Source organism: Desulfobaculum xiamenense, assembly GCF_011927665.1.
GTDB classification, from domain to species: Bacteria; Desulfobacterota; Desulfovibrionia; order Desulfovibrionales; family Desulfovibrionaceae; genus Desulfobaculum; species Desulfobaculum xiamenense.
The window spans coordinates 342883-356104 of the sequence record NZ_JAATJA010000002.1 but is presented as its reverse complement, the minus strand read 5'-3'; the positions used below and the strand labels follow the sequence as shown (position 1 = coordinate 356104).

Sequence of the window (13222 nt, the reverse complement as noted above, 5' to 3'; positions counted from 1 at the left end):
TTATGTCCCGGTCCGCAGCGGCGCGGCCTCGATGGGACAGGAACTGGAAAAATTCTCGAAATCCCTGCGTGCCATGCGCTGGGCCTCCTCGCGCGTGCCGTTGCAGCGTCCGTAGCCGTCCAGCACCAAGCGCACGACCTCGCGATCCAGCGCGCCTGACTCGGTCATGGCATACAGCACTTTCGCCACATCGGGACGCGCCATGCCGCTGCGATAGGGGCGGTCCTCGGTAAGCGCCGTGAACACGTCGGCCACGGCCATGATGCGCGCACCGAGATCGAGCCGCGATCCGTCGAGATGGAAGGGATAGCCCGTGCCGTCGAGGCGTTCGTGATGGCGTCCGCTCCACGCGGCTATCTCGCGCAGGCCCGGCACTCCGGACAGCGCGGAGTTGGTGAAATAGGCATGGCCCTTCATGACGCCGTACTCGTCATCGGCCAAAGGCCCCGGCTTTTCGAGTAGCTCCGAGGAGATGGCCAGCTTGCCCACGTCGTGCAGGTTGCCCGCCACATGCAGCATGAGCGCCTCCTCGCGCCCAAGCCCGGCGAGGAGGCCCAGTTCCTCCGCCACGCACGCCACGCCGCGCGAATGGGTGGCCGTGAAGCGGCTGCGAAAATCCACCACATGCGCCACGAGGCGCGATACCTCCACCAGTTCCTCCGGCGTGAGCACCGTGGAGCGCGGCGCACAGGCCTCGCCGAGACCCACGATGCGATCCGGCGCGCCAAGCCCGCGCCAAAACGCCCCGGAGCGGCACAGGTCCAGCATCGGTCGGCACAACTCCGGAATGAACATCGTCCCCCTGCCGGATTCGATATGCGCGGCAATGCCGTCCAGATCAGGCGGTTCGCCGGGGCGGCGCGGGGAGAGCACATCCACGCGGTCCGCCAGATGCACGATGCCCGCGAGCCACAATAGCCCCCCATCGTCATCACACCGTTCATAATCCCTGAAGGGCACGTGATGCCTGCGGATGATGCGCGCCATGGTCGCGAAGCGCGCGGAACCGGCCAGCAGGTGGTAGCCCGTCTGCATGTGGCTTATGTCGTCCGTGTCGAACTGGAGGGTGTCTATGCGCGAACGCAGGGTGAACACGCCCACGTCGTGCAGCAGCGCGGCGAGAACCACGTCCGCCCGCTCCTCAGGGGTGGCTCCGGCGGCCTGCGCCAGCGCTCCGGCGATGTAGGCGGTCCGATGATGATGCCCGACGACAAGCGGGCTGATGAAATCCAGCACAGCTGATACCGCGCCCACCAGATCGAAAAACTTCACCCGCGGGAACGCTCCGGCCCGCGCCTCGTCGATCACACTCATGGTCGCACCTCCAACTATCCCCACTCTACCCCACGCAAGGCTTCGTGCAAGCCATTTCCAGCGTTTTGCCCGTCAGTCGGGCACTTGCGGCACAGAGGGACGCGAAACGCCACGAAATACATGAAAATCTATTTCGAAATCACAAAAAAGGCCTCCGTCCCAGTGGGGCGGAGGCCTTTGCACGTCGTTCGAAAAATCTAGTAGCGGGTCAGCGCGCCTTCGCTGGCGAAGAAGACCTCGCCGCCGGTGTCGTCGCCGGGGCTCTTGTCGACGTCGCCGTAACGCTCGGACGTGAGCTTCATGCGGTAGCCGAAGGTGATGAACAGGTCGTCTCGTGTTTCCAGCTTGTCGGGCCGCAAGATGAACTCGAACTCGACGCCCTCCGCCCGGTCGAGGCTGCGCGGCAAATACACCCGCAGGTCCTTGGCGATGACGTTGCCGTCGCGGTCGGAAAGGTAGGCGGCGAGCCACAGGTCCCCCACCCACTCGGCCCATCCGGGCACGGCGTCGGTCACGGGGTAGGCCCGGCCGCGCACGCCGAAGCGGTCGGTCAGCGGCACCACCGCGTAGTCGAAGCGCCAGAACTTCATGGGCAGGGACTGCCCCGCCTCAAGCACCCACGGCTGACGCTTGAGGTGCTTCACGCTCATGTGCGAACAGCCGGTCACGATGGCCGCGAGAACGACGAGGGCCGCTATCCACGCGACATGACGTTTCATGAATGCCTCCGGGCCGTTACTGGTTCAGATTGGGAGAACCTTGCACCAGCATCTCGGCAAGAGTCAAGTTCACTTTCGGCAACGCATGTATGCGCGATCCCAGAAAATCCATCTCCAGCGCGGCAAGGTCGCGATACAGGGGCGTGCGATCCAGCGGACGCAGATTCTGCGCCTCGGCGGTGACCTCGGTGAAACGCCAGCATCCGGGGTAGCGCTGCTCCACGGGCCGCCCGAGGGGACCGCGTCCCACCAGCGTATGCACCACGCCATGCAGGCGGCAAATCATAAGCCGATGCCGATACAGACCGCACAGGCCGTCGTCGTTGAGGGGGCACATGGCGTCGGGGCGCGTGCCAGCGGCGAGGCTCTCGTTCATGCTGCGCACGTAGTCGTGGGCGCGCTCCAGATACAGGGCGCGGCGCTCCTCGGGCAGCTCCTGCATGCCCTTCCACAGAAACGCCCACTCCACGTAGGTGTGGTGCTGGAAATAGCTCGTACAGCAGTTCTGCGGACAGTCCGCGCAGGTGAAGCCCGTCCCGGCGACGGTGGCGTCGTACTCCTTCTGCATGCGGGCATAGAGGGCCTCAAGACGTCTGAACACACCAACGCTGTTACGCTTCACGTTCGCCTTCCCGTTGATTGAGCCAGTCCCGAATGGCCTCGGCGCACGCGTCGGGACCAAGGCGACCCGAGTCCACGGTGAAGTCCGCGGCGGCCTCGTACAGGGGCAGGCGTTCGTTGAAGAGATCCTCCACGGTCTGGCCAGGGGCGATGGCCAGTCCGCGATCCGGATTCGCGGCCACGCGGGCGAGGATCACCTCACGCGCGGGGGCGAGGTACACGATGGGACCAAGCTCGCGCAGGCGGTCCATGCATCGCTTGCCATAGACCACGCTACCACCGGTGGAGATCACCGCGCGCCGCACGGCCAGACCGGAGACGATCTCGTCCTCGACCTCCACAAAGCGGTCGCGGCCGAAGGCGTCGGCCAATTCCTGAAGGGGGCGGCCGAAATGGGCCTCGATGAGCTGATCCGTATCGAGCTGCGGCCACCCGAGCAGGGCGGCCAGCCTGTTGCCGACGGTGGACTTGCCCGCACCGGCCATGCCGATGAGAGTCACGCATCCGCCGCCGGTGGCGTAGAGACTGCTACCTTTTCCAGACATGTATGATTCCGTTCGTTGCTGTCGTGATGAATCCGGCACAGCCGGAGAGGCCCGTGTACAATCTCTGGCGCGCCGGGTCCAGCCTTATGCCTGTTCCCTTCCGCGACGGCCCGTTGTATACCCGCCGCATGCGAAAGAGACTCTCCCCCACTGCAATGTCGCTCGCGCTCGTCCGCGCCCTTGAGGCCGGGGCCGTGCGCGACGAGGATACAAGCGTCCTGTTCCACGACCTCTCGCTCATCGAAGAGCGCGTTCGCGAACTGGGCGAGGCCTTCCCCGCAGACACCCTGCACGCGGTGGCCGTCAAGGCCAATCCCCTGCGCAAGGTTCTCCGGCACATCGAAACCCTTTCCAAACCGGGCACGGGTCCGCTCCTCGGCCTCGAAGCCGCATCGGAGCCGGAGTTCGAATTGGCGCTCTCCAGCGGCTTCACGCCGGAGCGCATCGTGTTCGACTCCCCGGCCAAGACCGTCCGCGAGCTTGGGCGCGCCATCGACCTCGGCGTGCACCTCAACATGGACAACCTGCAGGAAGTCGAACGCGTGGCCGCCATGGTGGCCGAACGGAATAGCGCCCCCACCGGTGGCTTCGGCATCCGCATCAACCCGCAGGTGGGCAGCGGCACCATCGGCGCGACCTCCGTGGCGGCGGAATACTCCAAGTTCGGCGTGCCGCTCAAGGTCTTCCGGAGCGAACTGGCCGAGGCCTACGCGAAGAATCCGTGGCTCACGGGCGTGCACGTACACGTCGGCTCGCAGGGCTGCCCCATGGACCAGATTGTCACCGGCATTCGCGCGGTGCTCGATTTCGTCGAAGAGGTCAACGCGGCCACCGGCGGGCGCATCCGCACCTTCGACATGGGCGGCGGCCTGCCTGCGGACTACGGTCAGGACGGCTTCGACGCCCCGGACTTCACCCGCTACGCCGCGGCGCTTCGCGAGCGCTGCCCGGAACTCTTCTCGGGCCGCTACCGACTCATGACCGAATTCGGCCGCGCCGTACACGCCAATGCGGGCTTCGCCGCCAGCCGCGTGGAATACGTGAAGCCGCAGGGCGACATCCGCACCGCCGTGATCCACCTCGGCGCGGACATGTTCCTGCGCAAATGCTACAACCCCGGCGACTGGCACCACGCCTTCACCGTCTGCGCCCCGGACGGCAGCCTCAAGAGCGGCGGCGAGCGGCCCTACCGCATCGCGGGTCCCCTGTGCTTCGCGGGTGACCTGCCCGGACGCGACGTGGTGCTGCCCGAGATCGAACCCGGCGACTGGATCATCATCCACGACACCGGCGCGTATACCCTGTCCATGTGGTCGCGCTACAACTCGCGCGCCGTGCCCGCAGTGCTCGGCTTCGACAGCCCGGACGCAACTGGCGGCGTCATCGTCCTCAAGCGCCGCGAGCGCCCCGAAGACGTGCTGCGCTTCTGGGAATAGCCATCCACGCGCGGGCACAGCGCTGCGCCGCGCGAACCCCCTTTCGGGGCGGGCCGGATGGTCCGCCCCACCCCTTCACGCGGAGGCGTCCATGCTCGTCACGTTCACGGGTGTCGGCGAGGCGTTCGACGAACGCATCCCCAACTGCTCGATCCTGCTCGAAGCCAACGGGGCGAACGGCCCCGTCACCGCACTTCTGGACTGCGGCTTCACCGCCGCGCACGCCTTCTGGCGCACGGCCCGCGCCCCCCTCGATCTCGACTGTCTGTGGATATCGCACTTCCACGGCGACCACTTCTTCGGCGTGCCGCTCCTGTATCTGCGCTTCTGGGAGGAGGACCGCACGCGTCCGCTCACGGTCATCGGCGGTCCGGGAGTGGAAGCGGCCCTGACGCAGGCCATGGACGCCGCCTATCCGCGCTTTCGCGAGCGCATGCGCTTCCCTGTCCACTACATCGAGGCCGAACCGGGCCGTCCCTTCACGGCCTGCGGGCTGAACTGGAACACCGCCTTCGGCGGCCACGGCCAACCCTGCCTCGCCGTGCGCGTGGACGACGGCGAACGCGCCGTGTTCTACAGCGGCGACGGCCGCCCCACGCCGGAAACCCTCGCCCTCGCCACGGGCTGCGACCTCGTGGCGCAGGAGGCCTTCAGCCTCGAACTGGACACCGAGGGCCACGGTACCATTCCCGGAGCCATCGACTTCGCCCGCAAGGCCGAAGCCAAGCGGCTGGCCATCGTCCACGTCAACCGCCGCGTGCGTCATGGCCGTACCGACGAAATCCGCGCCCTGCTCGCCACGGCGACGGACATCAACGCCTGTATGCCCGAAGCCGGTGACAGCCTGCGCCTCGGCTGATTCCCAGAGATTTCCACGCCACGCGAAAAGGGGCCGGAAGCGATGCTTCCGGCCCCTTTCGTTCGTGATTCGCGCGTCTGCTGGAGTACCGTCTACTTGAAGACGATAGTGCGGTTGCCGTAAAGGAGAATGCGGTCCTCCAGATGCCACTTCACCGCACGGGCCAGCACCTGCCGTTCGAGGTCTCGGCCGAGGTCCTTCAGGTCCTCCACGCTGTGGCGATGGGTCACGCGGGCCACGTCCTGTTCGATGATGGGACCGGCGTCCAGCTCCTCCACCACGTAGTGCGCCGTCGCGCCGATAACCTTCACGCCCTTGTCGTGGGCCTGCCGGTAGGGATCGGCACCCGCGAAGGCGGGAAGAAACGAGTGGTGGATGTTGATGATGCGGCGGGGATAGCGGCTGACCAGCTCCCCGGAGAGAATCTGCATGTAGCGGGCGAGCACCACCAAATCGGCGTTGCCCTCCAAAAGCTCCACGATGCGCTCCTCGCTGGCCTCCTTGTTGGCGGGGTCCACGGGAACGTGGTGGAACGGGATGCCGAAGGCCTCCACGGGCGCACGCAGGTCGTCATGGTTGCTGATGACCATGGAAATGTCCGTCTGGAGCTTACCACGCTTCCACAGCCACAGCAGTTCATACAGCGCGTGGTCGAACTTGGAGACGAGGATGGCCGTCTTCTTGCGCGGCTTGGCGTAGCTGATGCGCCAGTTCATGCCGAAGCGCTCCGCCACGACCTCGTCGAAGGCCTTCTCCAGCGTGGAGGCGGAGACGTCCATGTACGGCGTCTGAAATTCGAGGCGCATGAAGAAGTCGCCGCCCTCGGGGTCCGTGGAGTGCTGAGCGAGTTCCGTGATGTTCACGCCGTGGGAATAGAGGAAACTGCTCACGGCGGACACGATGCCCGGCCGATCCGGGCAGGAGATGAGCAGTCGGGCGATATTGTCGTTTTTCATGATTCGTTCCATCCGTTGAGCTTCGCGGTCATGCTCTCGATGTCGATGCGCACCACCGCAATGCGTTCACATGTCTTCTCCGGGAAATCCTCGTCCCGGAACGTTTCCTTCGCATACTGGGCCATCACGGCGCGCAGGCCGCGAAGTATCTCTTCGCGCCCGGATACGACATGCGCCGTGCCAAAGCCGACGACGCTCGCGTAGCGCATGCTCCATGCGCAGGGCGTCGCTCCGGCCATGGGCTCGCAATCCACGTCCACCTCGAAGCACACCTGCGGATTGGCCTGCAGAATGTCCATCTTGCGGCCATGCGGCCCGGAGTGCACATACAGGCAGCCCTCGCCGCAGCCAAAGCACACCGGGACCACGTAGGGCCGCCCGGCGTCGCACAGGCCAAGGCGCAGCACCCGCGCCCTGCGCAGGATGCCCCAGATTTTCCCGGAATCCCCGGTAAGCCGCTCCGGCCTGCCCATCATGGCCTCCCAATGCGACAATCATCGCATTTACAGCACTGTTCTGCGGCGCTATGACAGGGCCATGCATGAAGAAAGCGCATGGGCACCCGAACATCCAGCCGTCTCGATCATCATCCCCGTCCTTCGCGAGGCCGAGGGGGCAAACGCGCTCGTCGAGCACGTCCTCGCCCTGTCGCCCGCCGGAACGGCGGAAATCCTCATGGTGGACGGGTCAGAAAACGGGGATACAATAAAAGCCCTGCGCCATAAAGAGATTAAAACCCTCCTCGCCCCGCGCGGCAGGGCGCGGCAGATGAACGCCGCCGCACAGGCCGCCTCGGGCGACATTCTGCTCTTCCTGCACGCCGACACACGCCTGCCGCAGGACGCCCTGTCCCTCGTCACGCAAGCCGCTACGGACGGCTGCGTGGGCGGCGCGTTCACCCTGCGCTTCGACACCGATTCCCCCGGAATGCGCCTCATCGCCGCCGTGGCCAACCTGCGCTCGCAGCTCACCCGCGCACCCTACGGCGATCAGGCCCAGTTCTTCCTGCGCGACTACTTTCTCGCCATCGGTGGCTTTCGGGACATGCCGCTCATGGAGGACCTCGAAATCATGACGCGCATCCGCAGGCGCGCGGACCGCATCCGCATCCTCGACGCCGCAGTGACCACCTCGGCCCGGCGCTGGCGCGAGGAAGGCCTCCTGCGCTGCACGCTGCGCAACTGGGCGCTGCGCCTCGCCTACCACGCCGGAATCTCCGCGCACAGACTGGCCGCCTTCTACTCCTTCGGACGCACCACAACGGAGAAACGCCCATGAGCCGCCCCGCTGCCGCCCTCTTCTTCGTCAAACTGCCCGAACCGGGCAGAGTCAAGACACGCCTCGCCGCCGCCATCGGTGACGACCGCGCCATGCGCCTCTACGACGCCTTCGCCCGCGACCAGCGCGACGCGCTCCTCGCCTCGGGCTTGCACGTCATCGCCTGCTGCGATCCGGCGGCCTCGTCCCGGCGCTACCGCACATGGCTTGGCCAGAGCGTGGGTTACATGGACCAACGCGGAGACGACCTCGGCCAACGCATGGCAAACGCCTTCGCCGACGCCTTCGCCGATGGCCGCGAAGCAGCCGTGCTCACCGGCAGCGATGCCCCGCACATGCCCTCGTCCCTCGTCGCCGAAGCCCTCGCGCAGGCCACGTCCGTCGGAGCGGCCATCGCCCCGTCCCCAGACGGCGGCTACTCCCTCATCGCCTTCAAGCGCGACGCCTTCGCCCCAGAAATCTTCGAGAACATGCAGTGGAGCACCCCGGAAGTTCTCGCCACCACCCTCGATTCCTTCGCCCACGCAGGGCGCGCGGTGCATCTTCTGCCCGCCGTCGACGACATCGACACCATCGAGGACCTCGAAGCCCTCGTGCAACGCTTCGCCAACGGCGGCGGTCCGGCGCGCACCCTGCGCCTTGCCGCACAGTTCGGCATTGGCGAACAAGTGGACTGAAAGGCCGAAAGTCCCGCCAAATCCAGCATTCCGCCTGTTCCCACTTCGCGGCGCACAAACGTTGTCCGCAAGCGGGAAAGGCCGTATACAGAAGATTGCGGATCGGCATCGCTCCGCGCTCACACTCTCTTCCGGGGGCAGGCATGGGCAACCCGTCGAAAGGCTCCTTTCTGGTCAAAAACTTCCTGCGCTATTCCGTGATCTTCTCAGAAGGCACGCGCGGCGACACGGCCTATCTGCTCAAGGAAGGCATGGTCGAGATCTCCAAGGAGATGGACGGCAAGAAGAAGGTCTTCGCGCACCTGCGCCCGCCGTCCATGTTCGGGGAAATGGCCATCCTCCTCGATGACGAGAAACGTACCGCCACCGCCGTGGCGCTGGAGGACTCCAAGGTCGTCGAAATCAAGAAGTACGACTTTCAGGAATACCTGAAGCAATCCCCCGTCATCATCTCCACATTGGTCAACGTGCTGGTCCACCGGCTCAAGACCGCCACCGTCAAATCCCTGCGCGTCCCCAACCTCTTCATCGGCATCTGCAACGTCTTCGGACTCATGGCGCAGGGCGGCGTGACCACCTTCAACTACCTCGATACCCTCAACACCCTCGCCGCCACCTTCAACACGAACAAGGAAAGCATCGACAAGGCGCTCTCCATGCTCGAACAGCACAAAATCATCGAATTCTTCATGAACGACAACCACGAGAAGACCATCCGCCTCCTCGAAACCAAAGACCTCGCCCACAAGGTCGCCGAGCGCACCAAGGGTGCCTGACGCTCCGCCGCCCCGCGCAGCGGCTCATCGCTGTGGCCGACCGTTTCGGTCATTGCCACATGCAAGCCGTAGGCTCCGCCGGCCAAGGGGCCGCTGGCCCCTTGGAACCCCGACATGCGATAACCGTGGGTGCCCTTGGTAGACCGTGCGGCTTTGCGCGACGAAGCCCTACTGAGGATTGTCAAGGGGGTCACCCCCTTGACCGGGGTCCGGGGCAGCGCCCCGGCCGCCGGAGGCCTTTCTTTTGGACACAAAACGGCCCCGCTCGCCACATGGCGAACGGGGCCGTTCACAGTCGTGCTTCCTGCCGAAATTAGCGGTCGGTGATGGTGCCCTCGTGCAGCATGCGCTGGATCTGGGCCACGTCCTTGTCACCGCGTCCGGAGAGGTTGACGATGACGATCTTGTCCTGACCGAGGGTCGGGGCGAGCTTCAAGGCCTGCGCCAGCGCGTGGGAGGATTCCAGCGCGGGAATGATACCTTCGGAGCGCGACAGGGTGAAGAACGCGTGCACAGCCTCGGCATCGGAGGCGGAGACGTACTCGGCGCGACCGATGTCCTTCAGGTAGCTGTGCTCGGGGCCGACGCCGGGGTAGTCCAGACCGGCAGAGATGGAGTAGACCGGGGCGGGTTCGCCCTTGTCGTCCTGCAGCACGTAGGACTTGAAACCGTGCAGTACGCCGGGGGTGCCAAGGCTCAGAGTGGCGGCGTGATTGCCGGGGGTCAGACCGCGTCCGGCAGGCTCCACGCCCTGCATGCGCACGCCCTCGTCTTCGAGGAAGGGATGGAACAGGCCGATGGCGTTGGAGCCGCCGCCCACGCAGGCCACCAGATAATCGGGCATGCGGCCTTCGAGTTCGAGAATCTGCTTGCGGGCCTCGCGGCCGATGACGGACTGGAAGTCGCGCACCATCTCCGGATAGGGATGCGGACCAACGGCGGAACCGAGCAGGTAGAAGCTCTCGCCCGCGTCGGCCACCCATGCGGCGATGGCCTCGTCCACGGCCTCCTTGAGGGTACGCTGGCCGCTCATGGCCGGAACGACCTTCGCGCCCATCATCTCCATGCGGAACACGTTGAGCTTCTGACGTTCGATGTCCTCCGCACCCATGTACACCGTACATTCCATGCCCATGAGCGCTGCGGTGGCCGCGGTGGCCACGCCGTGCTGACCGGCACCGGTCTCGGCGATGATGCGGGTCTTGCCCATACGCTTGGCCAGCAGAATCTGGCCGATGGTGTTGTTGACCTTGTGCGCGCCGAGGTGGTTCAGGTCCTCGCGCTTGAGGTAGATGCGCGCGCCGCCAAGCTGGCGGGTCAGGTTGCCGCAGAAATAGAGCGGGGTGGGACGGCCCGAGAAGTGCTTGAGCAGGCGCTTGAAGTCGGCGAGGAAATCGTCGTCATCGCGGTAGCGCTCGTAGGCCTCGGCCAGTTCGGCCACGACGGGAAGCACCTCGGCAGGAAGAAACTGGCCGCCGTATTCGCCAAAGAAACCGTCCGCATTGGGAAGCATGGTCATTGTCGTACTCCTTCCGGTCGCGGGGCAGCTCGGCCGCCAGAAATGAAAAAACCGCGGCCAGTCTGCACTGCCGCGGTTGATGTGTCTGTCTTTCGGTTTTTTATTGTCGCAAAAGCATCACGCGCGGCTCTGTTACCAGAGCCACCACCAAGAAAAGCAGGAGGTGAGAGCGATGTGACACTTGCGCATGCGTGATCTCTACCCGCCAGTGGGCACCGCTGTCAAGCCCCCCTGCGAGAGCTAGTCGAACCACTCGCGCCAGCCGGGCCACTCCACCAGCAGGCGGGCCATGCGCGCGTAACCTGCGGAACGCGGATGGATGCCGTCCGACGCGCGCACGTCGGCGATGTAGTGCGCATCACCGCCAAGGCGTCCCACCATGTCGAAGTAGGGCACGCCGAAGCGTGCGCACACGGTGCCGAGGCGCATGGACAGCTCGGATATGCGAGCCGTGTGGCCAGGATCGGACACCGGAGGCGGCCCCACGAAAAGGGTGTCGTAGCCGCGCGCGGCCTCAAGCAGGATCTGCGTGTTCTCTGCGGCCTCGTCCGCCGTGGCGCGGGGGCGGGACCCTGCCATGGCCATATCGCCCACGCCGTAGGAGAACACCAACCGGGTGCGCAGGCCCTGCAATTCGCGGCGTTCGAGCTCGCCCCGCCAGCGGGCGAGGATCTGGGCGCTGGCGTCCCGGCGCACGCCGAGGTTGTAATAGGTGAGGTCCAGCCCCGCCGCGATATGCGGCGCGCACAAGCGTCCGGGCCAGCCGAGACATTCCGCGTCGCGCGTGCCGTTGACCAGCGAATCCCCGAAGAAGCAGATGACCATGTCGTTTCCTCCCTCATGCATGCGCAAACAGTGCGCAGTCTGCGGCACGAACCGTCGGACGCCGCATCCGCGTCATTGTGCCAGAACGGAGAAAAAGCGAAAGGGTCCGCCGGACGAACCAACGGACCCCTTTCGGAAATACGGACGCGACAGACCTACTCGCCGTTCTTCCAGGACTGCTTAATGTAGAACATGCACAGGCCCACCATCACCAAACCGAGAAAGAACCAGAAGAAATCCATAGTTCACTCCTTGCATGGAAAATTCAGATTCACATAACGGGATTTTCCCATCATTTCAACTCAAGAAGTGCCACGCACTCCACATGGGCCGAATGGGGGAACATGTCCACCGGGCACGCCTCCACCAGCCGATAGGACTGCGAAAGAAGCGCCACGTCGCGCGAGAGCGTCGCCGGATTGCACGACACGTAGACGATGCGCTTCGGCGCGGCCTTGGCGATGGCCTGCACCACGTCCTCGTGCATGCCCTTGCGGGGCGGGTCGGTAATGACGACGTCCGGGCGTTCCCCGCGCGAGGCGATCATGTCGCGCACGTCGCCAGCCACGAACTCGCAGTTGCCGATGCCGTTGAGCTTCGCGTTGGCGCGGGCATCCTCCACGGCGGACTCCACCGTCTCGAAGCCTACCACACGTCCGGCCGCCTGCGCCATGACCAGCGACAGCCCGCCGGAACCGCAGTAGAGATCCCACACGGTCTGCTCGCCGGACAGGGCCGCGTAGTCGCGCGCCTTGGCATACAGACGCTCGGCCGCGCCGGTGTTGGTCTGAAAGAAGGAATCCGGCGAGATGCGGTAGCGGATGCCGAGGACCTCGTCCTCGATGACACCGGGGCCAAGCGTCGCCACCACGCGCTCGCCAAAGGCGATGGCGCTTGGCGCGCGGCGTTCGGAATGCACGAAGGTGGTCACGGCGGGCAGGGCCTCCATGAGCTGCGCGCCAAGGGCACGAGCCACGGCGGCACCGGGACCAGCCGAAGTGATGAGATGCACCATGACCTGCCCGGTCGCGCGGCCCTCGCGCACCACGAGGAAGCGCCACAGGCCCTTGCGAGTGCGCGGATTCCACGACGGCACGCCGGAGTCGCGGCAGAACTCGCGGGCGCGGATGACGATGTCCATGGCCAGCGGGGATTGCAGGCCACAAGCCTCCACGTTGACGATGCTCTCGTCGGAGCCGCGTTTATGCAGGCCAAGCGAGAGATTACGCTCGCTGCCGCCACCGGAGAAGGCGAATTCCATCTTGTTGCGGAAGTGGAGCGAATCGGGCGAGGGCACGGTTTCGAGCACCTCGGGCGTCTCCTCGCCGCCAAGGCGCGACAGGCTATCCGACACGAAGCGCCGCTTCCAGAGAAGCTGCCCGGCCTGATCCATGTCCTGCAAATCGCAGCCGCCGCACTTGCCGTAGTGGGGGCAGAAGGGTTTCACGTCGTGCGGGCCGGACTCCAGCAGCCGGACGGTTTCCGCCTCGGCGAAGCGCTTCTTCACCGACGTGATCTGCGCCTCCACGCGCTGTCCCGGCAACGCTCCCTCGACGAAAAATACGAAGCCCTCGGCGCGTGCCACACCGCGTCCGCCAAAGGCCAGCGCGTCAACGGTCAGTTCCAGCCTGTCACCATTGTGAATATTTTCTCTCATTGCCCCACTTCCATTTTCAATCGACTTGACTTTTTCGATT

Annotated in this window: 14 protein-coding genes; 5 read left to right on the top strand and 9 right to left on the bottom strand. The window is 65.4% G+C overall.

Annotated features, from left to right (window positions below; all coding sequences use genetic code 11):
* From GGQ74_RS09520 to thrB, 4 genes are all read right to left on the bottom strand, one after another.
* Positions 1-1314: an HD domain-containing phosphohydrolase gene (locus GGQ74_RS09520; RefSeq protein WP_167941324.1), complete on the bottom strand. Its 1314-nt coding sequence runs from the start codon at positions 1312-1314 to the stop codon at positions 1-3.
* A gap of 197 nt (positions 1315-1511) precedes the next feature.
* Complete coding sequence (locus GGQ74_RS09515; RefSeq protein WP_167941323.1) at positions 1512-2033, bottom strand: hypothetical protein; 522 nt, start codon at positions 2031-2033, stop codon at positions 1512-1514.
* 16 nt (positions 2034-2049) lie between these two features.
* A complete protein-coding gene (locus GGQ74_RS09510) occupies positions 2050-2655 on the bottom strand; it encodes a hypothetical protein (protein ID WP_167941322.1) in 606 nt (201 codons plus the stop codon).
* Entirely contained in the window at positions 2645-3199 is a 555-nt protein-coding gene (gene thrB, locus GGQ74_RS09505; RefSeq protein ID WP_245168227.1) for a homoserine kinase, read from the bottom strand. Before thrB ends, GGQ74_RS09510 begins: the two co-directional genes overlap by 11 nt.
* Positions 3200-3252: 53 nt before the next feature.
* Here thrB and GGQ74_RS09500 point away from each other — a divergent pair, with 53 nt between their 5' ends.
* Positions 3253-4635 carry a type III PLP-dependent enzyme domain-containing protein gene (locus tag GGQ74_RS09500; RefSeq protein WP_342448610.1) on the top strand — a complete coding sequence of 461 codons (1383 nt, stop codon included), beginning with the start codon at positions 3253-3255 and terminating at the stop codon, positions 4633-4635.
* A gap of 91 nt (positions 4636-4726) precedes the next feature.
* Complete coding sequence (locus GGQ74_RS09495; RefSeq protein WP_167941321.1) at positions 4727-5494, top strand: MBL fold metallo-hydrolase; 768 nt, start codon at positions 4727-4729, stop codon at positions 5492-5494.
* Positions 5495-5586: 92 nt separating this feature from the next.
* On the opposite strand, the gene purU is transcribed toward GGQ74_RS09495, so the two are convergent.
* A complete protein-coding gene (purU, locus tag GGQ74_RS09490) occupies positions 5587-6450 on the bottom strand; it encodes a formyltetrahydrofolate deformylase (RefSeq protein WP_167941320.1) in 864 nt (287 codons plus the stop codon).
* Positions 6447-6926, bottom strand: coding sequence for a pyridoxamine 5'-phosphate oxidase family protein (locus GGQ74_RS09485; protein ID WP_245168226.1), 480 nt, complete (start codon positions 6924-6926; stop codon positions 6447-6449). Before GGQ74_RS09485 ends, purU begins: the two co-directional genes overlap by 4 nt.
* 61 nt (positions 6927-6987) lie before the next feature.
* Here GGQ74_RS09485 and GGQ74_RS09480 point away from each other — a divergent pair, with 61 nt between their 5' ends.
* The 3 genes from GGQ74_RS09480 (at position 6988) to GGQ74_RS09470 (ending at position 9181) form a co-directional block, all read left to right on the top strand.
* Positions 6988-7728 (top strand): TIGR04283 family arsenosugar biosynthesis glycosyltransferase, encoded by a 741-nt coding sequence (locus GGQ74_RS09480; RefSeq protein WP_167941319.1) that lies wholly within the window; start codon positions 6988-6990, stop codon positions 7726-7728.
* Positions 7725-8405, top strand: a complete 681-nt coding sequence (locus GGQ74_RS09475) for a TIGR04282 family arsenosugar biosynthesis glycosyltransferase (protein WP_167941318.1) — start codon at positions 7725-7727, stop codon at positions 8403-8405. The genes GGQ74_RS09480 and GGQ74_RS09475 overlap by 4 nt, the downstream gene beginning before the upstream one ends.
* 143 nt (positions 8406-8548) lie before the next feature.
* Positions 8549-9181, top strand: a complete 633-nt coding sequence (locus GGQ74_RS09470; RefSeq protein WP_167941317.1) for a Crp/Fnr family transcriptional regulator — start codon at positions 8549-8551, stop codon at positions 9179-9181.
* Between the two features lie 313 nt (positions 9182-9494).
* On the opposite strand, the gene trpB is transcribed toward GGQ74_RS09470, so the two are convergent.
* The 3 genes from trpB to rlmD all read right to left on the bottom strand — a co-directional run bounded on the left by trpB (position 9495) and on the right by rlmD (position 13182).
* The gene (gene trpB, locus GGQ74_RS09465) at positions 9495-10700 is read right to left on the bottom strand and encodes a tryptophan synthase subunit beta (RefSeq protein WP_167941316.1); all 1206 of its coding nucleotides are present in this window, start codon (positions 10698-10700) and stop codon (positions 9495-9497) included.
* 240 nt (positions 10701-10940) lie between these two features.
* The gene (locus GGQ74_RS09460; RefSeq protein ID WP_167941315.1) at positions 10941-11525 is read right to left on the bottom strand and encodes a GDSL-type esterase/lipase family protein; all 585 of its coding nucleotides are present in this window, start codon (positions 11523-11525) and stop codon (positions 10941-10943) included.
* Positions 11526-11817: 292 nt separating this feature from the next.
* Positions 11818-13182, bottom strand: coding sequence for a 23S rRNA (uracil(1939)-C(5))-methyltransferase RlmD (gene rlmD / locus GGQ74_RS09455; protein ID WP_167941314.1), 1365 nt, complete (start codon positions 13180-13182; stop codon positions 11818-11820).
* Between the last annotated feature and the right edge of the window lie 40 nt (positions 13183-13222).